This is a genomic window from Paenibacillus sp. ISL-20 (assembly GCF_018613005.1).
GTDB lineage: Bacteria > Bacillota > Bacilli > Paenibacillales > Paenibacillaceae > Paenibacillus_AQ.
In genome coordinates this window covers 71,543-95,451 of record NZ_JAGGRD010000006.1, presented here as the reverse complement: position 1 = coordinate 95,451, position 23,909 = coordinate 71,543, and the positions used below count along the sequence as shown (strand labels likewise).

The following is a 23,909-nucleotide window of genomic DNA, read 5'->3' as shown; positions in this document are numbered from 1 at the left end:
GTTTAGCCGATGAAGTCTATGAAGGGAAGTTTAGGGAGGAAAATAAAGAATGCGTTTTCATATTGATGTATGCCCTGAGCAAATGTAAGATGAAAGTAAAATATCGACCCGTTCCAAGTGATCGGATTGCTAGGCAACTCCATTAAATTAACATGTATATTACATATAATGTTAGTAATATTCATGAGCGATGAAGATCTCAGTTTACAATACAGACCGAATGATAAGGAGGGAGAATATGATCCGGCAGCGATTATTCCGTTATGCAGTGTACCGAAATATGTTTCTCAGCTTTGTTTTGCTCACGGCAGCCATGATTGCCCTCGTAACCGTCGTCCTGTACATGATGTTCTCCTGGAGCACCGCGAAGGAGGTAGGGAAAATATCCGAGTCGATGCTGAAGCAGAACAGCGCCGTATCCAGCGTCATCCGCGACCAAGTGTATAACGTGGGCAACCTTTTGCTCAGCGACAAGGAGATCGTGAACGCCCTTTTGGACAAAGAGGCCGATCCGGTGAAACAGTATGGAGTGTTCGGCACCCTTAACCGAGTTCAGTCCACCTATCCGTTCATCCATTCGATCGGGATCTATAACGGCTCGAATAACACGTATCTGAATACGAAGGGGATTACCAAGGAGCAGGAGAAGGCGCTGCTGGAGGAGATCAACAGCAAGAATACATCTTATTTTCACCTGTTCCCGCGCAAGATTTCTTCCGCCACTTTGGCGAACCGGAGCGAAGATGTCCTTACTTTCGTTCTCCTTCCGAGCTATTATTCGCCGTTAAGCTCCAAGGGCGCGATCGTGATCAATATGAGCACCGACACGATCCAGGATCTGATCGGAGGCTACCGCAACGAAGCGGTGGATTCGCTGCACGTCATTGACGACAAGGGAACCATCATCACCCATTCGGATCGGTCCCGGTTCATGGAGGATGTATCGCAGGAATCCTATGTCCAGTCCATTCTGGGAACGGACGCGGAAAGCGGTTACTTCACCCGCTCCATCGACGGCCGCAAAAGCCTCGTTACCTACGTCAAATCCAGGGATATGAACTGGACGTTTATCAGCGTAAGCCAATATCAAAATCTGTTGTTCAACATGCAGGCCCTCCGAACGTCGGCGCTGGTTCTCGCTTTGGCATGCTTCGTCGTCAGCATGTTCTTGTCGATCTGGCTGACGCATCATGCGTACAACCCGATCCGCCACCTGCTGGAGAAAATGAGCGCCATACCGAAAATGAAGGAAAACCGGCGGCAAATCAACGAATTTGCCATATTGGATACAACCTACGCCGAAATGACGGAGAAAATGAAGTCGATGGAGTCCGAGGCTTCCGTCGCCAGGCAGGCGCACGTGCTGCAGCTGCTGAAAGGCGGCGACGAGACGGCATTCCGCCGTTTGGCCCGGGAAGGCAAGGGGCCCTATTTCTTGGCGGCTGTCCTTTTGCTCGACAGCTTAGACGGCTCGCCCGGGGGCGAGGACGAGGAGCTGCAGTCCTATACCTGCGCAGCCGTCGCCCAGGCGGCCCAGCAGATGCTGGAACCGGAGGGAGCGAGCGTGGCAACGGTGGGGGATGGGACCATTGCGATCATTCTCCCCATGAAGCAGAGCCGGCTTCCGCTCCATGTATTGGGCATGCTGGAGGAGCTGCAGGGCAAGATGCTCCGCACGCTCCGCGTGTCCGTCACTGTCGGCATCGGAACTGCCGCGCAGACGTACGAGGAGCTGCGCGAATCGTTCGATTGCGCGCAGTCCTGCTTCCAGCAGCGCTTCTTCGCAGGCAAGGGCAGGATGTTCCATGGCGATCCGGTCATCGCCGCGGAGTCGGAGCATACTGAGGCGCAGTATCCGGACAAGCGGGAGAAGCGCATCATCGAGGCCATCAAGCTGCAGCAGCGGGATAAATTGGAGAAGGAAATCGATCAGTGGATTAAGGAAATTCGCGATTACAACTATCATGAAGTCATGTTTTTCATCAACCAGTTCATCGGCGGCCTGTACAAGCAGCTCAATGTCCATACGGTGAAAAATCGGGAAAGCGCGGATCTCTTCCTTGACTTTACCCGGCGGATTACCCGTTTTCAGACGCTGCAGGAAACCGCGGATGCCCTGAAGGATCTTGCCCTTAGGCTCTGCAGCCTGTCCGAGGAATCGGGAGCGGTCCGGCATGCGGAGGTGGTTGATTTTATCCAGATGTACGTACGCAAGCATTATGCAAGGCCGGATATGTCGCTCGAGCAGGTCGCGGGCGAGGTGAAGCTGTCCCGCAGCTATGTCGGCAAGCTCTTCAAGGCGCATTGCGAGCTGTCGTTCAACGATTACCTGAATGCCGTTCGACTGGAAAAGGCCCGGGAGCTCCTCGCAAGCACCGAGGAGTCGGTTCAATCGATCAGCGAGCAGGTGGGCATTCTGAATACGACCTATTTCTATACGCTGTTTAAAAAGCACTACCAGATCTCGCCGGCACAGTTCCGAAGCCAGCATGCGATCGAGACGAAAAAGGCGCAGTGACGGGCCGATAAAGCGCGGGTTTAAAAGGTCGACTTTTCAGCACCGAAGTCTTTGCTTCCGATGTGCGTTTTTGCAAAACGCTTTAGGTTGGATGAAGCTAGGGACTGGGTAGCGGAGCTGAACGTTTTCATGAGAAAACGGCTTCGGAAGCATAAGCTTGCAAACCTACGTGAGCAACGGAAGGCCCGGCTGAATTCAAGATTCGACGTCGAGACCGCTTCCTGACCTGCTTCGTGATCAAAAGTTGACTTTCTGAACAACCTCTAGCGTTTTAAAATGGCGAAAACCATCTTTTTGAAGTATACGTCATCCCTAATGTCTCCTTAAGATAGGAATCGTACCGCATGACCAAACCAAATGAAGACAGGGGGAGACACACATGAAAAAAAGGAAAGCGCTAACACTATGGCTAGCCGCGATATTTATGGTATCCGTAATCGCAGGCTGCTCCGGCGGGGGTGATGCCGGCGGCGAGAACGGATCGGCGAGCGGCGAGAACGGCGGAGGGGACAAGCTGCCGGTCCGGTATCTGCTTCCGGGCTCCGCGCCGCAGGATTTGGAAACGGCGGTTAAAGCGATCAACGAGAAGCTGGAGGCCGACGGTCTGAACCTCACGTATGAACCGACTTACATCGCGTGGGACGTATGGGATCAGAAGACCAACCTCATGATGTCGACGGGCGAGGAGTTCGAGCTGATTGCCATCATGCACGATACAAAAGGACCGACGGTGCTTGCCGGCAGCGGCGGAATCATTCCGATCGATGATCTGCTGGATCAGTATGGCAGCGAGCTGAAAGCTTCCATGCCGGACTGGATCTGGGAGTCGTCGAAAATCAACGGCAAGATCACGTACGTGCCGAATTTCTGGGCGGATACGGCTTATAACGATGGCATGTTCACGATCCGCACCGATCTGCTCGAGAAAAACGGTCTGAAGCCACCGACATCGCCGGGGGAGCTGCTGGATGCGGCGGAGACGCTGCAGAAGAACTGGCCGCAGGACAACAAGAACGTGTATATCAAGATGCTGGAGGAGCCTGCCTACTTCCTGCATACGACGTACGACACCTATCCGTTTACCGTGGCGGACAACATGATATACATCGATCAGCAGGGGAACGTGAAGTCCTGGTTTGAAACCGAGGAGTTCAAAAAAGACGTGTTGTACATGAACGAGGCATACAAGCGCGGGCTGATCATGAGTGATCTGCTTACGACGCCGACGGAGGTCATCAATCAGGAGGAGCTGGCCGGGCGTTATCTGTATCGACCGGGCGACGTCGGTTTGAGCGACACCATTCGTCAGACGTTCCCGGATGCGAAGCTGGATATATATTATTTGGCCGACCAGCCTAAATTCAGATCCTACGCGATCCGCAATTCCAACGGGATCTCGGCCACGTCTCCGCACCCGGAGGCCGGCATTCAGTTTTTGAACTGGGTATACAGTAGCCAGGAGAACATGGATCTTGTTCAAAGCGGCGTGAAGGACGTGCATTGGAAGGATTCCGGCAAGAATACGAAAGACTATCTGGCCAAGAACGAAAACGGTTCCCCGGCTTATGAGCTTCCGTACTGGCTGCTCGGCCACGTCGAGATGAACCGTTATCCAACGAATACGGACCCTGCGCGGCTGGAACGCCGCACGACGGTTGCCGACGATGCCGTGAACAGCATCACGATCGGCTTCACCTTCGATCCGGCAAACGTCGCTTCCCAGTATGCCAATTGCATCGCCGAGCTGAAGACCAGCGTCTATCCGGTCATGCATGGGGTCGTGAAATACGAGGACGCCTACGATAAAATGCTGGCCGCGATGAAGTCCGCCGGTCTCGATGAAGTCGTGGAGGAATATAAACGGCAATTCGATGAGTGGAGAGCCGGTCAGTCGTAAGTGCAGACGCGATCGGCGGCAATGAACATGATGTTTAAACAGGGCAATTCCTTCCGGCTAGTACCGGGGAGGAATTGCTTTTTTCGTGCATGAGCCATGAAGCAGGCCGTGAGAAATTTCGAGTCGAGTCTAAGGGGATTCGGGAGTGATCATGGGCGCCGCCTTACGGCTTCAATTCTCCGATATTGGCTAAATTCAAAGTTTTCTCTCAAAAGTAAAGTGTTCAAGACAGGGATTCCCGGGCTAGAGTAAAGGTCATACGAAGCCTTGAGGCTTCTCATGGAGCAAGAAGCGAAAAATTACAATTAAGACTGACCGCACAACAAGAGCGGAGCAGCATAAGGAGGACGTTATTCAATGAACAAGCAAGCACAAGCCATCCGAGAAGGTTGGCAATGGTTTACGGAAAGCCGGTACGGCATGTTTATTCATTTCGGGCCTTATGCCCAATACGGACGAGGCGAACAGGTTCTGTTCCGGGAGCATTTGGACCAGGCCGAATACGCGCGGAAAGCTTGCGAGTGGAATCCGGTGTTCTTTGACGCCGAGCTGTGGGCGCACACGGCGCGCAAGGCGGGCATGAAATATGCCTGCTTGACGACGCGGCATCATGACGGATATTGCTTGTGGGATACGGCCACGACGGATTACTCCAGCGCGAAGCAGGCGCCCGGCAGGGATCTGGTGCGCGAGTTTACCGATGCGTTCCGGGCCCAAGGACTTCGGGTTGGCTTATATTATTCCTGGATCGATTGGCGGATTCCGGCTTACTTCGACGGACCGGAGAAGGATCCGGAGGGCTGGGAGGACATGAAGCGGTACTTGCATGCCCAGGTGGAGGAGCTGGTCACGAAATACGGGCGCATCGATCATTTCTTTTTTGACGGTGTCTGGCCGAGAACTGCGGAGGACCTGGACAGTATTAAGCTGGTGGAGCGTATGAAGTCGCTTCAGCCGGATATTCTGGTCAACAACCGTCTAGGGCTGTCCGAGGAGGAGAAGCTGCATGCGGACGGCGGTGGCGGCTCGGGCGATTCCGAGGTGCTGGGCGATTTCGGCTCACCGGAGCATGTTATCGTTCCGGACCAGAAGCGGCTGTGGGAATCCAGCCAGGTGACGACGTGGCGATTGTGGGGATATACGAACGGCGAACGATGGCGTCCGGCCGACGTCCTGCTCGATATGCTGTGCGAGTGTGCGGAGAAAGGGGGCACCGTGGGCGGGAATTTGCTGCTTAATGTTGGGCCGCAGCCTGACGGGCAGCTTCCCCCGGCCTTCGTGGAGCGTGCTCTGAAGATCGGGGAATGGCTAGAGGTTCATGGCGAGGCCATTTACGGCTCTGACGGCGGGAACCTCACGGAGTTCATCACCTACGGGCGACAGACGATGAAGGGCAACCAGCTGTACCTCATCATTCGCTTCTGGGATGGACGGCCGATGCTGAGACTGGCGGATCTGGTCACACCGGTGTCGCGGGTGACGCTGTTGACAACGGGGCAGGAGCTGTCGTTCCGGCAGGAAGACGACGTGCTGTGGATCGAAGGGCTGCCGCGGGAACGTCCGACCGAGCTGTTTCCGGTCATTCGCATCGAATGCGAGGGACGACCGCAGACCAATCAATGGGGATTGGAGCGCCTCTGGACCGGTGATCCTTCCCGGATCGCCGACTGGGCCCGGACGCGCGGAACATCCGTATACGTCGACGGCCAGCCGCGCGCGAGAAAGGAGTAAGCGATGAGAATACTGGTTTTTTACGACGAACATTTTCCTTATGAAGGCGAACGCCCGTCTACCAAGTCACTGGAGCGAGTGCGGGAATGGGCGGAGGTCGCCGGTGCTGCGGATGTGGTCGAGCGATTGGCGGAAGGGGGCTGGAATGCCCTGATTCACCTGCATGGACCGTACTTCCCGAAGGCGGCTTGGACGGCCATCGAAGACCACCTGAAGGACGGCGGCGGCCTGGTACATACAGGAGGAGTGCCTTTCCGCAGGCCGGTCCGCGAGCTGAACGGAAGCTGGCATGCCGAACGTGAGCAGCTGGCTTATCATCAGCGAATGGATATCCATGATGCGCTGGCGGTCGACGTGTCGCGCGTCCGGGACCTGAAGGCCTCCGCCGAATACCCGATCCTGCAGGGGCGCGAGGAGCTGTTCGGCATGGAGCCGACCTGGGGCTTAACGCTGCACCCGACCAAAGCGAGCGACATCCCGGCCGAGATGGGGGCGTGCGGTCCGATGGACGCCGTCATCTCGCCGCTGCTGATCGGCGTGGATCGTGATCGACGCGAGCGGTCCGCTCCGGTCGTCATGCTGGAGCAGCATAAGGGCGATTACGCCGGGGGGCGCTGGATTCTGATCAACCAGCAGCTGCGGGCATCATTCTGGGAGACGGAAGGGATTGATGTCCTGAAGAAGTTGACAGAATACGCGGGCACGGGCGTAACGGAGTTGTGGCTGAAGCCGAATTATGCCTCCTACGAGCCGGGCGAGCAGATGCAGTTGACGATTCAGCTGCAGGCCCTGTCCCGGACATCCGTCCCGGCGCAGACATGGCATTTTGCCGTGAGCGTCATAAAGGAAGACGATCGTGAGACCGTCTGGACCGGGCATGCGAAGTCGGAAGCCGGCATGGAGCAGCGGGATCTGCAGCAGCTTCGCTTGTCGGTGCCGATACGGCTGGAAGCGGGCATGTACCGGATCGTTTGCGAAGCCGAGTCCGAGTTCGGGGAGCGCCGCAAACTGATCCAGGCGGTTTGGGGCGTCAACCGTCCACTGCTGCAGGCAGGGGAACGGCTGGAATGCGGGCGAGATTACTTCCACCGCGGCGGGCGGACGGTTCCGATTGTTGGCATGACGTACATGACCTCCGACGTCGCACGCAAATTTCTCCATCTGCCGAACGTGCAGCGATGGGATGCGGATATGGCGGAGATGAAGCGGGCGGGGATCAACCTGATTCGGACGGGTATATGGACAGGATACCGGATGATCATGTACGCCGACGGTCATGCTGCCGAGGACGTTATGCGGGCGATCGATGCCTTTATCCTGACGGCCAAGCGGCATGAGCTGGAAGTGACGTTTACGTTCTTCTCGTTTGCGCCCGAAGCCTGGGAAGGCGTGAACCCGTACCTGGATCCGCGATCGATGGAGGCGCAAAAGCGCTTTGTCGCCTCCATCGTGGGACGTCACAGGGGCACGACCAACGTGCATTGGGACCTGATCAATGAGCCTTCGCTGTTCGATCCGAAGCGAATCTTCGAGGGGCCGGTATCGATAGGGGACCGGTTCGAGCGGCAAGCTTGGTCCGAGTGGCTCCGGGAGCGCCACAGGGATGATCTCGCGCTGCTTCAGGAGCGCTGGAACATGACGCCTGGCGAGCTTCCGTCCTTCGACTCGGCGCCGGCGCCGAGTCCGGACGACAAGCTGTTCAACAGCGTGCTGCAGCCGAAGAAGTGGGGACCGTGGATCGATTTCACGCTGTTCACCATGGATATGCACAATCGGTGGGCATCCGAGCTCATCGGCACCATTCGCCGCTCCGATCCCCGCCAGCTGGTAACGGTCGGGCAGGACGAGGGCATCTGCTCCCAGCGCCCGTCGCCTTCGTTCTACGGCCCCGCCGTCGATTATACGACGGTCCACTCCTGGTGGCAGAACGATCACCTGGCTTGGGACGGTATATTTACGAAAACGCCGGACAAGCCGAATCTGATCCAGGAGACCGGCATCATGCACGTGCAACGTCCGGACGGCATCGCCAAGCGGACGGAGGAAGAGTTGCGCAGCATTCTGGAGCGCAAGTATGCCTATGCGTTTTCGACAGGAGGCGCGGGGGCCGTGCAGTGGATTTGGAATATTAACTACTTCATGGATAACGCCAACGAATCCAACATCGGGGCGCTTCGGGCGGACGGAACGCAGAAGCCCGAAGCGGATGTGTCCTATGATTTCGGCCGCTTCATGAAGGAAGCAGCCAGTCTGTTCGACGATGAACGGCAGCTTGAGGACATCGCCGTCGTTTACCCATATTCGAATGATTTTTCCAGCCGCAAGCTGGTCTATGAAGCGACGACGAGGGCCATGCGCGCGTTGACGTTCGGCATGAACGTCCATCCGCGAGGCATCGGCGAATACCAGTTGGAGGACCTGAAGCGCTATCCGGCCAAGCTGATCATTGTGCCGAGCGCGCACAATTTCGATGATACCGCGTTTGATCAGCTCCTCGACCTGGCAAGGGAAGGGAGCACGGTCCTGTGGACAGGTCCGCTTCGCACTGATGCGTATTGGGGGCCGGCGCAGCACCGCCTGCAGCAGGAGATCGGCGAAACCGTCAATGCCAACGTTCTTCGGGAAGAAACGCTGGAGCTGGCGGGAGAGCATTTCGCCGTTTCGTTCGGCGAACGTAAGATTAACGCGCTGGCGGTGGATCGTCCGGCGGGCCAGTTGGATGGGACGCTAGAGCCCATCACGGTTATCTTGGGAGCGGGACGGTTCATCTGGTGCCCGCTCCCGGTCGAGATGAACGAGCGCTGGGAGCCGATCCAGGCGTTGTACGCGGAAGCTATCCGCTCCGCAGCCGTTTCTCCTGAGCTGGAATGGCTGAAGGGAGGCGAGCTGCTCGGAATCTACGGCCGCAAGCTGGCATTCGGGCATGGAAGCTTGTACGTCTTCGTCTCCGAGCATGGGGCAAGCGCAGAAGTTGAGGTAAGGGATCCGGTAACCGAAGCGGTTTATGCCTTCGAATTGGAACGGGAGCGGACCGTGATGTTCATGACCGATGCCGGGGGACAAGTGCGGACCGTATACCGGCCGGAGGAGGTACGGATCCGGCAGAGCCAACCATCTTGAGGCGTACTCGCCCCTTAAACGGTGGGAAGAGGGTTCTTTCTGTTGATCTGGATAGTCACGGCGCGGCCTTCTGCACGATATACATAGAGGGAGGTTCTCCGGTCGAGCGGATCGTGCCGGAGGGCCTTTTTCTTCAATTGGGAACGTCGGAAGGGCTGCTGCTTGGGCGGTGTGGCGTTGAATCCGATGGGAAAGAGCTTAAACCCGAACCCCTATAGGATGGGGGAACATTCAACGAACGGTTGTATGTAATCACATTTTGAACGATTTTAACTGGAAAAAGAAAGGGTGTGCGCCATGGACTACAAGGACGCTGCATGGCCAGTTTCGCGGCGGGTCGAGGACTTGCTGGAGCGGATGACGGCGGCGGAGAAAATCGGACAGCTGATCCAGCCGTTCGGCTGGAAAGCTTACATAAGGAACGACGACGGTACGATCAAGCTTACCGAGGAATCCAAGTCGCAGCTTGCGGAGGGAGGAATCGGTTCTTTGTACGGTACGCTGCGGGCCGATCCCTGGACCGGGGTGACGCTGGTAAACGGACTGTCCCCGCGGGAAGGGGCGGAAGCGGTTAATGCGATTCAGCGTTACGCGATGGAGCACTCCCGGCTGGGGATTCCGATTCTGTTCGGGGAGGAATGCTCCCACGGACATATGGCGATCGGGGCGACGGTGTTCCCCGTACCGCTCACGATCGGGAGCACCTGGAACACGGAGCTGTTCCGGAGTATGTGCCGAGCCGTTGCTGCCGAGACAAGAGCTCAGGGGGGAGCGGCCACCTATTCGCCGGTGCTGGATGTGGTACGGGATCCCCGCTGGGGCCGTACCGAAGAAACCTTCGGCGAGGACCCCCATTTGGTGGCCGAATTCGCGGTTGCCGCCGTGCAGGGACTGCAAGGAGAGCGCCTTGATTCGCATACCAGCCTTCTGGCTACGCTGAAGCATTTCGCAGGCTACGGCGCTTCCGAAGGGGGACGCAACGGGGCCCCCGTTCATATGGGCCTTCGGGAGCTTCACGAAGTCGATCTGCTGCCGTTCCGCAAGGCCGTTGAAGCGGGTGCCTTGTCGGTCATGACGGCCTATAACGAAATCGACGGAGTACCTTGCACGTCCAGCCGGTACCTGCTGCAAGATGTTCTTCGCGAGGCGTGGGGATTCAACGGCTTCGTCATTACCGATTGCGGCGCTATCCATATGTTGGCATGCGGTCACAATACGGCCGGATCGGGCGTGGAAGCGGCAGCCCAGTCGTTGAAGGCTGGTGTCGACATGGAGATGTCTGGGACCATGTTCCGGGCACATCTTCACCAAACGCTGGAGCAAGGGCTGATCACCGAAAACGATCTGAATCAGGCAGCCGGTCGCGTGTTGGAACTGAAGTTTCGTCTGGGTCTCTTTGATCGGCCTTATGTGGATCCAGCCTGGGCAGAGCAGGTCATAGGCTGCAAAGAGCATATCGCACTGGCCTACCAGGCTGCGGCTGAAGGCATCGTGCTCCTGAAGAACGAGGGGGACCTGCTGCCTCTGGATTCGAGTTGCGGAACCATTGCCGTCATTGGCCCCAACGCCCATGCGCCGTACCATCAGCTTGGTGATTATACCTCCCCTCAGCCGCCGGGGCAGATCGTAACGGTATTGGATGGCATCCGCCGACGGCTGGGAGACCAACGCGTTCTGTATGCCCCGGGCTGCCGCATTCTAGGCGACTCAAGGGAAGGCTTTCCTCGGGCGCTGGCGTGCGCCGAGCAAGCCGATGTCATCGTGATGGTGCTTGGCGGCTCCAGCGCACGGGATTTCGGGGAGGGCACCATTGATCTCAGAACCGGTGCCTCGGTCGTGAGCGGGCATGCAAAGAGCGATATGGAATGCGGGGAAGGGATTGACCGCTCGACCCTGACGCTGATGGGCGTGCAGTTGGAGCTGTTGCAGGAGCTCCAAAAGCTCGGCAAGCCGGTGGTCGTCGTCTATATCAACGGACGGCCGATTACTGAGCCATGGATCGACGAGTTTATTCCGGCTATCGTAGAAGCTTGGTATCCCGGCCAGGAGGGAGGCAACGCGATCGCGGACGTACTGTTCGGCGACGTCAATCCGTCCGGTCGGCTGCCGCTGTCCATTCCGAAGGAGGTCGGTCAGCTGCCGATTCCTTATAATGCAAGACGGACCCGGGGCAAGCGTTACCTGGAGACGGATTTGGAGCCCCAATATCCGTTCGGCTACGGGTTAAGTTATACGGAATTCCGTTACGGCCACCTGACGGTCGAGCCGGAGGTTATGCCAATAGGTGGCGAAGCCACGGTCCGGATCGACGTGACCAACGCCGGAGCTCGGGACGGCGTGGAAGTCGTTCAGTTGTACGTCTCGGATTTGTCCGCCTCCGTGACCCGGCCGGAGAAGGCTCTGAAAGGGTTCCGAAAAGTATTCTTGAAGGCAGGGGAGACGCAGGAAGTGACGTTCACATTCGGCAGCGAGCAGCTGGAATTGATCAGCCTTGACCTGAAGCCGGTGGTGGAGCCCGGCGAGTTCCGCATTCAGGTCGGCCCCGACTCGACAAGAGGAGCGATCGCGAGTTTGCAGGTGAAAGGCTAAGAATCACAAGGTCCCATGGGGCTTCCCAAGGGGCTTCCCAACCAGCCCCTCGACCGCAGACTCTCTTGGCGGCTTCGACGGAGGGGAAGCCTGCAGCACCACCAACCTGCCGAATGAGAGGTGGATGGGGTTCTGAACGCGTTGAAAAAAGGATAACCGAATCCAATGGAGAATACGCTTATACAGGGCCGATTGCTACGCTCTTCGGAAGAAGAGTCGGCAGGCTTATTCGATGGGATCGATGTTGTATCTTGCATCGCGATTTCTTAGCACCGATATAAGGAATAAGTAAGGAGAGAGCAGAATGAACAAACCGTATCTTCAATTGTACGACTATCACATTTGGGCGAACGAAAGAGTTTTGAATCATTTGCAATCCTTGCCGGAAGGCGTGTTTCTCCAGGAAGTGAATCTGGGCTTCAACTCCATCGCGGAAGTCCTCGGTCACCTTGCAGCTGCGGAGGAAGTTTGGTTTGCCCGAATCAAGGAGGAAAGTCCTCCGTCGCTTGTCGCGAGACCATTTGCAAATATGGAAGCAGCTCGTCAATACATGAGCCAGCTCCAAACCGAGCACCGTGAATATTTAACGTCGGCTCACGATATGGGGAAGGTTGTGACTTATCACAACACTGCGGGGGAAGCATTTCAAAATTCGATTTCGGAGATTCTCCAGCAGGTCGTAAATCATGGAACATATCATAGAGGCAATATCACGACCATGCTTCGGCATTTGGGACACAAGGGGATCATAACGGATTACATTGTCTTTTTAAGAGTATAACGCCAACGTTGCATCCAAAATGCGGGACTTCCTGTTGCCATGATATTCATGAGCCGGGGGAGTCCTTTTGCTATTTTTACCAAACGGAAATTAGGATGTAAAATAGAATGAGAATGCTAGGAACAAGAAGGATGGTATTATGAAAATATACAGGCTGGATGAGCTGGAAGGTTCATGTTACATAGAGGTATTGCCGGGGCCTTACCGGAATCGGTGCTGGAACGTGGATTCGATCTATATGGATGAAGAGACTTTCGGTTACCTGGAAAGCGCCGTTGAAAAAGAATATGAACCGTACGACCACTATGCATTCAATGAATTGGATGCAGAAAGATGGAGGCGGATCGTGAACAGACTTGAAGAAACCCTGATTTTTTTGAAAGGCCGTCCCCAAGCGGAGGAGTTGAAGGAGCATATTGGCTTCATATTTACTTCGTCTGAAACGGATTTTATCGAGGCCCTGGAAGAGAATATGGATCAATTAATCCGGCTCATGCAGGAATTCGTGGACTGGATCGCGCTTCAACTGCAGAATCACAAGGTCATTAGCATATTAGGCATATAGATCAATCAATCATTATCGATTAAAAACCCAGCGTTAAATATGACTCCATTCGCTACGATGCGAAGAAGAACACCAGGGTCTTAAATGTGTCTTGGGAATCGTTTTAAGTAGAGATTATTTATAAATATAAATGGTATAGTTCTTCCTGTGGCTCTCTTATATGATGTAAGGAATGCCTCTAAAGAAATAGATTCTAATCGCTTCACCTAACATGCGGATTACAGGTTCAAACTTTACGATCCTGTTTAGCCACCAGGCTCGCAATAGACGGAAGCATCATGAACTATAATCGAAAAGGTGATTGCTATGAAAACAATTAGAAGATCCAAAATCGTTGAAGGTACAACCATCCCGGGGATGATTTGCAATGGAGGGCAGTACTTTTATATTGATGTAGATATCTATGATGATGGCATGACGAATTGCTGGGAGCTTGTTGACCTTAAGGGCTTAAAAAACAAGATCGACTCCAACTGGCTGACGCCTGTCGTACCGGTTGGCCAAAATCTGTCTATACATGGCCTGGGTGCGTTCCAAGTGAAGGAAGCGAACTGGAGATTTAATCAAGAAAGCTACTATGAGCACATTGAGCAGACCATTCGGCTCTTGAATCCGGAATTCGTGAATATATATGAAATTTCAGAGCGGGAGCAGAAGCAATGGGAAGCCAGAAGAGTGGCCCATTCCCCCCGTCCCACTGATTTTTATGTAAAAAGCGAACTGTTCTATCAGACGGTGGAGGGTGACGGCTTCAACATTTTCATGAAATACGAAAATGCAAACTATTTAGTTCATCTGAATGTTTACCAGGACGGTCAAGTTATGATCTACAACCTGCCTCAAGACGTCCAGTGCCATCTTGACGAAGCAAGTGCTTGGTTTCAGGACGGGACTTTGTTTACTGCATTTGATAGGGAATTGCCTGTTCGCATGGTGGGACTTGGAGAGGTTACATTATCTGAACCGCTGTATGCGGCAGAGATTGAGGAGAAACATAAGGAATTCATGGATCTTCACAAGAAACTGAATGGAGAGAAAACAGCGCTCGAAGAATGCAGGGATGCTTATTATTTATATTTAGAAAATCCCATCGAGTTTTACAGAGAAAAACTGAGAGAGAAATATGAACAAGTACCCGAGCATGAGAGAATGTATCTAGGCGATATGGATACTAAAGATTGGGATTACCAAAGAATCCTCTATCGACCGGATGAGAAAAGAGAAGTGTAATGATACTGCTTTAGATGGCAATAACGCGAAGGAATACATATAGAATGGAGAGTTTTATCCCATGTATAGTTTGTATGGAGAGCTGTGTACGGAAGTGTATGATCTGAGTAAACCATTAGGCTTCTCGTTTGGTGACGTGGAGTTTTATTTAGAACGCCTGAAAGACGTAAAAGGCAAGGTGCTGGAAGTCGGCTGTGGATCAGGCAGGGTGTTAATCCCGCTGCTTCAAGCGGGGATCGATATGGAAGGTGTCGATAACTCAGCAGCCATGCTGGATTCTTGCAGAAGACGAGTCGAGGAATTGAGCCTAGCAACTAAACTGTATGAAGATGAAATGCATAACTTTGCGTTGACGGATTCATATGAAGCCATTATCATTCCCGCCGGATCTTTTCAATTAGTGGAGGGTCGGGAGCAGGCAGTCGCGGCACTGCATCATTTTTATTCTCATTTGAAACCTGGTGGCAGATTAATTATGGATTTGTTTATTCCTACTGATATCGAAGCGAATCATGCCTCTACTAGAACTTGGGAAACTTCTGATCATGAAGTGATCATATTAGAAGAAAGAATCACGGAAATAAATCTGCTGGAGCAGAAAACTGTGTCGATTATGAAATATGAAAAGTGGAAGGAAGGGAATCTGATTCAGACCGAGCTGCAACGGTTTCCTCTAAGTTGGTATGGACATCACGAATTTGAACTCATGCTAGAGAAGCAGGGTTATGAGGAGATCACGAAGTCGGCTGACTATGCATGGTTGAATAAACCTGTTACAGCGGATCAGATGATTACATTCGAAGCTAGGAAATCTCCGATAGGGCGCTAGTAGAACTAGTGCCCTCAGGGGGGTTATCCATAGGTGCCATGGGAGCCTTGTGCAGGGATTAATTAGAATCAGTGAGGTGATTGCATGCCGTATGACGCAGACTTAACCTCCGCGGACGTGGATCGATTACTCCAATACCTCGAATATTTCCAGGATCCTGGGTCCGTTTTTTATCATGAAGTAAATGGATACATGTGCGAAAGTGAGAAAATTGGAAGTTTTCGTAAAGCGTTAGATGATGTCGGCTTCTTAATGGTATTCAACTGGAGCGACTGGTTAATGGAGAACGAGATCTATAGGAACTTAGATAACTATATGGATAGCAGCATCATGAACGCCGATCTGGAAACCCTTAGAAAATTAATGACCAGTTATATTCGCGGGGATCGATTTAACGAAGGGTTATTTATCAGCGTATGTATGAAAGGGCATGCAGCTCAAATTTTGTTAAGACTGAGAGAATTAAAGGGCACGTTATCATGATCATATGCATACTTGTCATCGTCGTACCGAACCGAGACAATAACAGGAACACTTATTCAATTCAATTTAAGTGATGATAAAAAGATACTTCTGACCGAATATAAAAGGCATGCCTATTTCGTTGGGGAATTGATCGAAACAGAGGAGGGCTTTGCAGCTGTGAAGCTGACTCCAACGCTCGATATTGGAAATACAAATGGCGTTATATTGGACTGCATAACTTGGGATGGCGTAAATTCTGATGAAACGTAGATGATGAGTTGTATGCAAAAAAGTTCTTAACTTGTAACATCGCTCTTTCGCTGTCGATAAAATCGGTCGAAAGGAAGCAGAATCAGCCCGAGAGGACTCAGCATGAAGCGTGTATGCTAGAGATAAAAGAATATACTGTTGATCAATAGAGCGCAGCATATAGGATCCAGTTAAGGAAAGGTAACAAAATGACCAAGAAATCTACGACCTTCTTATTAATAATTTTTCTATTCATCTCAATTCTGATGATTTTAATTCTGCTACAAAAATCCAACGAAACGAATGCCCCTAATAACTCCGTTACCCTGACATTAGATGAACATACAGACTCAGTTATTTGGAAAGATCTTATTAAGCTCATGGTTGGACAACAAGATGGTCCGACAGAACATGTGAGCATTCGAAATCATTCGGAAATAACGAACAAAGAAAGTGTACACCTGCCAATTGGTCAGGCTACATTAATTAGATTTCTACATGGTGGTTCGGCAGTTTATCCAGCTCCAGATAAAATATTTTATTTGATATACATTCAGAAACCCGTTAAAGGAAAGTCGGAGGAATTAATTAGAACTTATTATATTGAAGGAGAAGTTATAGGTGATAGTGAAATAGAAGCGAAAGAAGAACTCATAAAATTAGCACATGCTTGGAAGGTTGAGTAGGAAATATCGTATTTGTGCGTATGAATCGATACACAGCAGAAAAAGATAACTTCCGTTTTTATTCATGTTAACCATATGAAAAAAACGGTAGAATGGTGGTATACGAGGCTTCTGAGTGTACCTTTCGGATTCGGTCCTTATGGGAGATGTACAGCTCCCGGACGGGAACTTCATGATGATCGTACAAGAATTGAACAGTCATATCGGAGGGGGAGAGAACATGATACAATCCATTGTCCATATCGCCTTAGTCGTGAAGGACTATGATGAGGCTATCGCATTTTATACCGAAAAGCTGAATTTCACCTTGATTGAAGATACATACCAGCCTGAACAAGATAAACGTTGGGTGGTCGTAGCGCCTCCCGGCTCGGTCGGCACGACGATACTACTTGCGAAGGCGTCCAAGCCGGAGCAAGAGCCATTTATAGGCAACCAATCAGGCGGCAGGGTGTTCCTATTCTTGAATACGGACGATTTCTGGAGAGATTATCGTGAAATGGTTTCGCGGGGGATCGAGTTTGTAAGAGAGCCCAAAGAAGCGGATTACGGTATGGTGGCGGTATTTAAGGATTTATACGGCAATCTCTGGGATTTACTGGAGTTGAAGGAAGATCATCCATTGATGAAACGGACGAAGTAATCGGTATATGTTATCGATCGTATATTCAAGAAACTACAAGGAGGAAGCAGCAGATGTCTAAAATTCTCAATGTGATTGTCATTGCAGCGCATCCGGATGAACCTGAAATCTATGCTGGCGCGATCTCGGCAGCTTATGCAGAGATGGGTCATCGGGTGAAGTTCGTAACGCTAACCGATGGATGCTGTGGTCATCATGAAATGAGCGGGCAGCAGCTGGTCGAACGTCGGATTCAAGAAGCTCATGAGGCAGCAAAGCGTCTAGGGGTACTGGAATACGTCGTCCTGCCCATCCCCGATGGCGAATTGATGCCAACGCCCGAAGTACGCAAGGAAGTGATCCGTCAAATCCGTGACTGGCAGGCGGATATCGTCATTACATTCCATCCGGACGGTCCCGGTCATGTGGATAACCGTAATGTCGGGAAGATAGTGCGGGATGCGGCAGATTTCGTTGCGAACGTACCTAATGCCGTCCCTGAAGTGCCGTCATTGAAGAAATCGCCGATATTTCTGCTGATGCCGGATTATGCGGCACGGGCGACGTATCAATCGGATATTGTTATCGATGCAGGAAGCGTGATCGAGAAGAAATTGCTGGCCTGTGATGCCCACGCTTCCCAATTCTATGAGTTTGCACCTTGGCAGGGTGGCTTCTTGGATGCGGTACCGAATACCTGGGAAGAGAAGCGGGACTTTATTCTAAAGTATTGGGATCGGTTCCTGAGCGTCTCGGACGAAATGCTGCCCTCGCTTGCGAAGCAATATGGCCAAGACCATGCAGCCAGCGTACAATACGCAGAACCTTTCGAAATCGCGGATTATGGCAGAAGACCGAATGAAGCTGAAATGAAGATTTTGTTCCCGATGTAAACGTGTACTCATGTGTAATTTATTCTTGATTAGATAAGAAATAAAAGAGCGGATTCCCTGTTCAGGAGAAATCCGCTTTCTTTTATGATCCGAAAAATAGGCTTACACCTTCTCCAAAGGTGATTCTACAACCGGACAGAACCCGGGATTCGTCGAACTTAAGCGTTCGGCAAATTGCGGCTGGAGTTTGGCAAGCTCCGTATAATAACTTCCGATCACATGGTTTCCGCTCACCGACCCATTCTGGAAGGTCAAGGGCCACTGGGTATGCACATGGCTGTAATAGTATTTCTTCTCTCGTTTTGGCATCTTGTAGATATGAGGCGGGGCGTGCGTTACGACATCGAACAGGTTGGCAATGCGGCAGCTGCTTCGAACATATTTGGCAAAGGCCTTGGCAAAATCGGGATCTCCCACACGAGGGGACCCATAGGTAAATACATAAGGGGATTGGTGGTCCGTGTTAGCGGCTGCATCGACTGCGCATAAGGTTGCGAGCGCTCCTCCAAGGCTGTGGCCGGTAATGAACAGTGTCTTGTGGGTAGGAAGTTGGTTAAGTGCCGACATAATCTGGCCGCGAGCAGAGGCGTAGATGTTAGTGAAACCGCGGTGTGTGAGAGAAGAGTCCTTAATATATTTGAAGTTTTTTTGGGAGGCGATGGCATCTGAGATCCAGTTTGTCGTTGAACTGGTGCCCCGAAAGGCGATAATAATTTCATCCGGTGACTCTAGAATAAACCCAAAGCGCTCGGACACGCTGATTAAGGAGTTCGCCTCAATGGTGTCATAGAGCGAATAATTTAGCGGAAGGACAAATGAGCCGTCCGTATTGGTGAATTGTGTATAGGTCTGTCCGCAGATCGCTGCCAAGAAAATGGCCCATTGTTCTCGTTCTATGCTCGTACCCATGCACATCCCGCCCTTCTGTTCTCCTACACTATATTAGGGTGTGGAAGGAAAGGTGCCTATACGCCTAAGAATAGTGAATCCGCCATCAAGCTCAAGCTTATACACGGGATTTTATCATCAGAAGGTTTGGGTAGAACCAAGTTATATGGTACGATTCAATAGACGTTCTTGGTCGACCGGTGCATATGGGCATGCACATCATCAGAGTGTACTTTAATGATACAGAGAGAGCAGGGTTATATAGAATGACGGACAATATTCAACAACGCTTCCGTTACAGTGAAGCACCCATTTGGGAACTACAGCGGACTTATTACGAAGAACTGGGGATGAAAGCCTGGAATAATGACCAGGTTCCGCAGTATATTACGAGCAACCCTATGATTGCTACAGCTTACGCCGAAATTATATTCGGATTCCTTCGGGACCGCGCCGATAAAGGTGATCTCACCGAAACTGTAACAATTCTGGAATTGGGAGCCGGAGCCGGGCGCCTTGGTTATCATGTGCTGCACAAGCTGTGCGAGCTGAGAGATTTTGCGGGTATAGCACTGCCCCCTTTCCGCTATGTCATGACCGATCTGCCGATTAAAAATGTTACAGCATGGAATCAACATCCTGCCATGCAATCCTATATTGAACAGGGACTGCTGGACTTCGCGAGGTTCGATGCCGTGCATGACACGGAATTGAACCTGGTGGTATCGAAGACAACGATACGTCCTGGAGATTTGAAGCAGCCGCTGCTGGTTGTCGCTAACTATTTTTTTGACGGCATTCCGCAAGAACTGATCTATGTGGGGGAAGGCAAGATTTACGATAGTGATGTTGTCATCGAATTTCCGGAGCAGCACAACAAACTCAAGCCAGCTGAAGTGCTGGAACGAATGAAACTGGCATACGAGCATCGCCGTGAACCCAGATACGAGGAGGATACCTACCGGTACCGCGATGTGATTGCCCACTACCAGCAAGAGCTGGAGGATTCGCATATCCTGTTTCCAGAGGCGGGTTTGACCTGCATGGAGCGTCTGAATCAGTTATCAACGTCGGGTTTCATGCTTCTCACAGCGGATAAAGGAGATCATCATATCGATAATTGGAAGTTCGCCGAACCGCCGCAATTAATTTTCCATGGCAGCTTCTCTTTAACAGCAAATTATCATGCGTTTCAGCATGTGTTTGAGCAAAGGGGCGCAGAGGCGATTTTCCCCACGCAGCATTATAAAAATATTAACGTTGGCTGTATCCTCATGCTGGAAGCACCGACGAGTTATGCCAATACTCGGATCGCTTACCGCCAATTTATCGAACGCTTCGGACCGGATGAATTCTTCAGTATGAAGGAATGGATCGACCGGAATATTGAGAGCATGGGTATGCAGCAAATTTTGTCTTTTTGGCGTTTGGGCGGGTATGACGCCGAGTTCTTCATTCAAAGCGCGAAGCGTATCTCGAATCTGCTGCCGGATGCCAATGACGAAGAAATGCTGGATATCCGAACAGGCATATATAAGATGTGGTCATCGTACTATGTGATGGAGCAGCGTTATGATCTGGCATTGGACGCGGGGCTGGTGCTGTTCGAGATGGATATGTACGAGGATGCGAGATTCTTCCTGAAGGAATCCGTGGAGACGGATGAAGACGAGCCGGTGCCAACGGTTTTATATTGCTTGGCGATCTGCTGCTATGAGCTTGGTCTTGACGAGGAGGCTCTGGAATACACGCGTGAGGCGCTTGTTCTGGAACCCGATCATGAAGAGGCCTTGGCATTGTTGAAATGTTTTGAGTAAAACACGCATTTCTTAATGTTTGCGAAGGAAGTTACGTGTTTTTCTCAGAATTGCATAGAAACGACGCACGCGACCCGGCCTTTGAGATTACAATAAGGCTGGGTCGTTCTGTATTTTGAACCTGATCCACTTACGATTCCAATCGTACAGATGGCCCTGCGAAGATTGCAGCAGTGGAGTATAATGTATAAGGATATTTACGTAAGGATGCTGACAGAAAAACATACAACGATAGGTGAAAAACATGAGAATAGCTTTTTTTGATTCAGGTTTAGGCGGTTTAACGGTGTTATCGGCGGCTATGAAGGAGCTGCCGCATGAAGACTTTTTGTTTTATGCGGACACCCTTCATGTGCCATATGGTACCAAAGCCAAGGAAGACGTGAAATCTTACATCCATCATGCGATGGAAACGATCATGAAGGAAGAAGTCAAAGCCATCGTCGTTGCATGCAACACGGCTACAAGCATGGCGATTTCCGATCTGAGAAAGGCTTATCCGATCCCGGTTATCGGGATGGAGCCGGCCGTAAAGCCGGCCGTCGAAATCAATCGTTCCAGCGGGAAGCGAATCCTGGTACTTGCCACGCCGCTGACCTTAAAGGAATCGAAGTACAGGGATCTGGTTCGACGAGTCGATAGCATGCATATCGTGGACTCTCTGCCTCTGCCGGAGCTGGTAGAGCACTGTGAGGCTTTGAATTTCGATCAAAAGGTCATGAATGCTTACTTTACCAAACAATTCGAATCCTTCGATATGAATGAGTACGGCACTATCGTCTTGGGCTGTACCCACTATCCTTTTTACAAGAGGATCTTATCGGATCTGCTGCTGGAACACATTCGGATTATCGATGGCAGTAATGGAACCGTGAACAGACTCATTCAGGTATTAAGTGACAAGGATCTGCTCAGCTCCAGCGGGCGTCAGGATGTTAAGCTATTAAATTCGAGCCGATCCATGGAGTACACAGAGAAGATGAAGAAGGCACTGAGCATTTATAGAGAAATAGAGGGGTAGGGCAACTGGTGGAGATTCGCTTTCTACCCAATCATTTCAAGGACGAGGTCGTGGTCAAAAGGTTCCAGATATAAGGAGCGTCATGAGAGGAAGTGAGTGATATATATGTATATGATCTCGGCCGTCTTGTATTTCCTCACGCATCACCCGATCTGGTCATTTTTGATAATCTTGTTCTTCAGCTTTGCCATGGGTATCCTCCTGTCGATATGGCGTAACCATGGAAAATGGTTTTTTATCTTGCCGATTTTAGGCTTTCTGGTAGCAATGTTCAACATCTTCTTCACGCATCACCTAAATGCATTATTTCTTAACGCCGTTGGCACGGAAGGTACTGCAGTTGTTGTTTATGCAGAGGAAACAAACTCCCTGTACAATGATCAATATGTTTGGGAGTACGAAGCAGTCCTTAAAACCTCCGAGGGGGAAGATGTGGTGACGAATTTTACTACCATGTCTGCCAGCATCTATCCACTGCGCAATGCCATTCTTATTCCGCCCAAGGGTGAAGTTTTCGTTGCCAAATATGTTCCAGGTTTCGAGGGTAATATCCTCATCATGAGCGACAAGTCAGATTATGGGAAGAAATGGGTACTCAATAAAGACCTGAAACCAGTTGCAAAAGCCGAAGCCCAGCTTGCAACAAGCCCCACCAATCCGATATTCATTTCAGAATACCGCTTGGCACTTCAGGCGTTCATCGAAAAGCACCGTGATGGGCCCGATCCAGATCTAATACGTCAGTATAAGCAAAAACTCGAGGCGCTTGAGGTGATGGAACGCGAGCAGCAGCCTTAGCATATGGAAGGATTCTTGCCATTTTCATCATCTTCAGTGCCGCGCTTGTGCTGCATAAATGGACGGGAAACGAGAGCAAAATAGAGTGATTCAACAGGCTGTTGGCGATCGGAGCCATTGAAGTAGTATTAGGCTTCATATCAAGTCTTCTCATAGCTCCCCTTGCAGTGATTTGCCCTGCCTTCCATTCATTATATACCTTCTCAAATACAGAAAGTCGTAAGTCCTTCTGGCTAGCCTAGAGATTAATTCCATGTAGATAGGGATGATTTATACCTTTTTCGTGGTTATTGTTTTCAGATATGCTATAGGCACACCCATCGACCGACTATTAGTAAAATATGATACGAAAAGACAAATTGACAAGTCCAACATATGGTACAATGGAAAAGGATGTAAGTTCCATTTGATTCAAATATGTGTTGGGGGAACAAATGAATGACAATCATAGAATCAAGTTATTTTTGGCAAGGTACTAAGATTAGACTAAGGGCAACTCAAAGAAGTGATTGGGAACAATGGAAATTGGAAAGCACCGATAGTGAAGCAATTCGGCTAATGGAATGGGGTATCGAACTTCCTAAGAATGATATAGACGTTGCCGAAGTGTCGGATAAGTATGATAATTTCAAAGACAATTATAGAAAGATGTTTGCTATCGAAACGCTATCAAATAATCAGTTAGTTGGACTCATTAACTTAAATTCTTTAGACCACAAAAATGGAGTGTTTAGTTTTGGCTTGGGAGTGCATAGAGGTTATAGGAACAATGGATACGCATCAGAAGCAACAAGAATTATTATGCGATATGGCTTCTATGAATTACGGATGCAGAAATGCAATTCCAGCTGTGTTGAAATAAACGAAGCATCACTTAAATTCCATAAAAATCTTGGATTCATTGAAGAGGGACGAAGAAGAAGAATTATTTATATGGATGGAAAATTTTATGATAATATTTTGTTGGGGATAACAAGAGAAGAATTTGATGAAATAGAAAGTGAGTATAGCAAGATTAAACATCAATAAAAGAGAAGTTCTATCCAAAGAAACCCACTCCATTGTCAGGAGTGGCTTTGTCTTTATATACTGATATATTTTATGGTCAAACTGTACTTTGTGTTTAGATACAATTCGGGGAACCGTATCACAAGTAACGGCAAGTTGCACATTCATAAAGCCATAATCAAAAAACGGCCTATTGGACGGT

At 50.9% G+C, this 23,909-nt stretch carries 18 protein-coding genes; 17 read left to right on the top strand and 1 reads right to left on the bottom strand.

The features are described 5' to 3' along the window. Positions 1-238: 238 nt before the first annotated feature. The 13 genes from J7E85_RS04685 to J7E85_RS04625 all read left to right on the top strand — a co-directional run bounded on the left by J7E85_RS04685 (position 239) and on the right by J7E85_RS04625 (position 18,175). Complete coding sequence (locus J7E85_RS04685; protein WP_215155507.1) at positions 239-2,518, top strand: helix-turn-helix domain-containing protein; 2,280 nt, start codon at positions 239-241, stop codon at positions 2,516-2,518. 379 nt (positions 2,519-2,897) lie between these two features. Continuing rightward, a complete protein-coding gene (locus tag J7E85_RS04680; RefSeq protein WP_215155505.1) occupies positions 2,898-4,415 on the top strand; it encodes a DUF3502 domain-containing protein in 1,518 nt (505 codons plus the stop codon). Positions 4,416-4,772: 357 nt separating this feature from the next. After that, positions 4,773-6,146 carry an alpha-L-fucosidase gene (locus tag J7E85_RS04675; protein WP_215155503.1) on the top strand — a complete coding sequence of 458 codons (1,374 nt, stop codon included), beginning with the start codon at positions 4,773-4,775 and terminating at the stop codon, positions 6,144-6,146. Between the two features lie 3 nt (positions 6,147-6,149). Next, complete coding sequence (locus J7E85_RS04670; RefSeq protein WP_215155495.1) at positions 6,150-9,266, top strand: glycoside hydrolase 5 family protein; 3,117 nt, start codon at positions 6,150-6,152, stop codon at positions 9,264-9,266. A 297-nt stretch (positions 9,267-9,563) separates the two neighbouring features. Continuing rightward, on the top strand, positions 9,564-11,855 hold the full coding sequence (locus J7E85_RS04665) for a glycoside hydrolase family 3 N-terminal domain-containing protein (RefSeq protein WP_215155493.1): 2,292 nt from the start codon (positions 9,564-9,566) through the stop codon (positions 11,853-11,855). Positions 11,856-12,159: 304 nt separating this feature from the next. Then, entirely contained in the window at positions 12,160-12,636 is a 477-nt protein-coding gene (locus J7E85_RS04660; RefSeq protein WP_215155491.1) for a DinB family protein, read from the top strand. A 139-nt stretch (positions 12,637-12,775) separates the two neighbouring features. Then, positions 12,776-13,201, top strand: a complete 426-nt coding sequence (locus tag J7E85_RS04655; RefSeq protein WP_215155489.1) for a hypothetical protein — start codon at positions 12,776-12,778, stop codon at positions 13,199-13,201. Between the two features lie 306 nt (positions 13,202-13,507). Further along, a complete protein-coding gene (locus tag J7E85_RS04650; RefSeq protein ID WP_215155487.1) occupies positions 13,508-14,431 on the top strand; it encodes a DUF7638 domain-containing protein in 924 nt (307 codons plus the stop codon). A 61-nt stretch (positions 14,432-14,492) separates the two neighbouring features. Next, complete coding sequence (locus J7E85_RS04645; RefSeq protein WP_215155485.1) at positions 14,493-15,260, top strand: class I SAM-dependent methyltransferase; 768 nt, start codon at positions 14,493-14,495, stop codon at positions 15,258-15,260. A gap of 84 nt (positions 15,261-15,344) precedes the next feature. After that, positions 15,345-15,743, top strand: a complete 399-nt coding sequence (locus tag J7E85_RS04640) for a DUF6508 domain-containing protein (RefSeq protein ID WP_215155483.1) — start codon at positions 15,345-15,347, stop codon at positions 15,741-15,743. 440 nt (positions 15,744-16,183) lie between these two features. Next, on the top strand, positions 16,184-16,660 hold the full coding sequence (locus tag J7E85_RS04635; RefSeq protein ID WP_215155481.1) for a hypothetical protein: 477 nt from the start codon (positions 16,184-16,186) through the stop codon (positions 16,658-16,660). Between the two features lie 220 nt (positions 16,661-16,880). Beyond that, a complete protein-coding gene (locus J7E85_RS04630; protein WP_071219842.1) occupies positions 16,881-17,303 on the top strand; it encodes a VOC family protein in 423 nt (140 codons plus the stop codon). A 53-nt stretch (positions 17,304-17,356) separates the two neighbouring features. Next, positions 17,357-18,175, top strand: coding sequence for a PIG-L deacetylase family protein (locus tag J7E85_RS04625; protein ID WP_215155479.1), 819 nt, complete (start codon positions 17,357-17,359; stop codon positions 18,173-18,175). A gap of 102 nt (positions 18,176-18,277) precedes the next feature. Here the strand turns inward: J7E85_RS04625 and J7E85_RS04620 are convergent, their stop codons facing one another. Continuing rightward, positions 18,278-19,084, bottom strand: coding sequence for a lipase family protein (locus tag J7E85_RS04620; protein ID WP_215155478.1), 807 nt, complete (start codon positions 19,082-19,084; stop codon positions 18,278-18,280). Positions 19,085-19,329: 245 nt separating this feature from the next. On the opposite strand from J7E85_RS04620, the gene J7E85_RS04615 reads away from it, so the two are divergent. The 4 genes from J7E85_RS04615 to J7E85_RS04600 all read left to right on the top strand — a co-directional run bounded on the left by J7E85_RS04615 (position 19,330) and on the right by J7E85_RS04600 (position 23,728). Continuing rightward, positions 19,330-20,880, top strand: a complete 1,551-nt coding sequence (locus tag J7E85_RS04615; RefSeq protein WP_215155476.1) for a tetratricopeptide repeat protein — start codon at positions 19,330-19,332, stop codon at positions 20,878-20,880. A gap of 244 nt (positions 20,881-21,124) precedes the next feature. Next, positions 21,125-21,901 carry a glutamate racemase gene (gene murI, locus J7E85_RS04610; protein WP_215155474.1) on the top strand — a complete coding sequence of 259 codons (777 nt, stop codon included), beginning with the start codon at positions 21,125-21,127 and terminating at the stop codon, positions 21,899-21,901. Positions 21,902-22,006: 105 nt separating this feature from the next. Further along, entirely contained in the window at positions 22,007-22,699 is a 693-nt protein-coding gene (locus J7E85_RS04605; protein ID WP_215155472.1) for a hypothetical protein, read from the top strand. A 438-nt stretch (positions 22,700-23,137) separates the two neighbouring features. Next, positions 23,138-23,728, top strand: a complete 591-nt coding sequence (locus J7E85_RS04600) for a GNAT family N-acetyltransferase (RefSeq protein ID WP_215155470.1) — start codon at positions 23,138-23,140, stop codon at positions 23,726-23,728. Positions 23,729-23,909 lie beyond the last annotated feature (181 nt).

Bases quoted from the DNA above. Each gene is read 5' to 3' on its own strand.
- J7E85_RS04685 (WP_215155507.1), top strand. From the start codon at position 239: ATGATCCGGCAGCGATTATTCCGTTATGCAGTGTACCGAAATATGTTT.
- J7E85_RS04680 (WP_215155505.1), top strand. From the start codon at position 2,898: ATGAAAAAAAGGAAAGCGCTAACACTATGGCTAGCCGCGATATTTATG.
- J7E85_RS04675 (WP_215155503.1), top strand. From the start codon at position 4,773: ATGAACAAGCAAGCACAAGCCATCCGAGAAGGTTGGCAATGGTTTACG.
- J7E85_RS04670 (WP_215155495.1), top strand. From the start codon at position 6,150: ATGAGAATACTGGTTTTTTACGACGAACATTTTCCTTATGAAGGCGAA.
- J7E85_RS04665 (WP_215155493.1), top strand. From the start codon at position 9,564: ATGGACTACAAGGACGCTGCATGGCCAGTTTCGCGGCGGGTCGAGGAC.
- J7E85_RS04660 (WP_215155491.1), top strand. From the start codon at position 12,160: ATGAACAAACCGTATCTTCAATTGTACGACTATCACATTTGGGCGAAC.
- J7E85_RS04655 (WP_215155489.1), top strand. From the start codon at position 12,776: ATGAAAATATACAGGCTGGATGAGCTGGAAGGTTCATGTTACATAGAG.
- J7E85_RS04650 (WP_215155487.1), top strand. From the start codon at position 13,508: ATGAAAACAATTAGAAGATCCAAAATCGTTGAAGGTACAACCATCCCG.
- J7E85_RS04645 (WP_215155485.1), top strand. From the start codon at position 14,493: ATGTATAGTTTGTATGGAGAGCTGTGTACGGAAGTGTATGATCTGAGT.
- J7E85_RS04640 (WP_215155483.1), top strand. From the start codon at position 15,345: ATGCCGTATGACGCAGACTTAACCTCCGCGGACGTGGATCGATTACTC.
- J7E85_RS04635 (WP_215155481.1), top strand. From the start codon at position 16,184: ATGACCAAGAAATCTACGACCTTCTTATTAATAATTTTTCTATTCATC.
- J7E85_RS04630 (WP_071219842.1), top strand. From the start codon at position 16,881: ATGATACAATCCATTGTCCATATCGCCTTAGTCGTGAAGGACTATGAT.
- J7E85_RS04625 (WP_215155479.1), top strand. From the start codon at position 17,357: ATGTCTAAAATTCTCAATGTGATTGTCATTGCAGCGCATCCGGATGAA.
- J7E85_RS04620 (WP_215155478.1), bottom strand. From the start codon at position 19,084: ATGGGTACGAGCATAGAACGAGAACAATGGGCCATTTTCTTGGCAGCG.
- J7E85_RS04615 (WP_215155476.1), top strand. From the start codon at position 19,330: ATGACGGACAATATTCAACAACGCTTCCGTTACAGTGAAGCACCCATT.
- murI (WP_215155474.1), top strand. From the start codon at position 21,125: ATGAGAATAGCTTTTTTTGATTCAGGTTTAGGCGGTTTAACGGTGTTA.
- J7E85_RS04605 (WP_215155472.1), top strand. From the start codon at position 22,007: ATGTATATGATCTCGGCCGTCTTGTATTTCCTCACGCATCACCCGATC.
- J7E85_RS04600 (WP_215155470.1), top strand. From the start codon at position 23,138: ATGACAATCATAGAATCAAGTTATTTTTGGCAAGGTACTAAGATTAGA.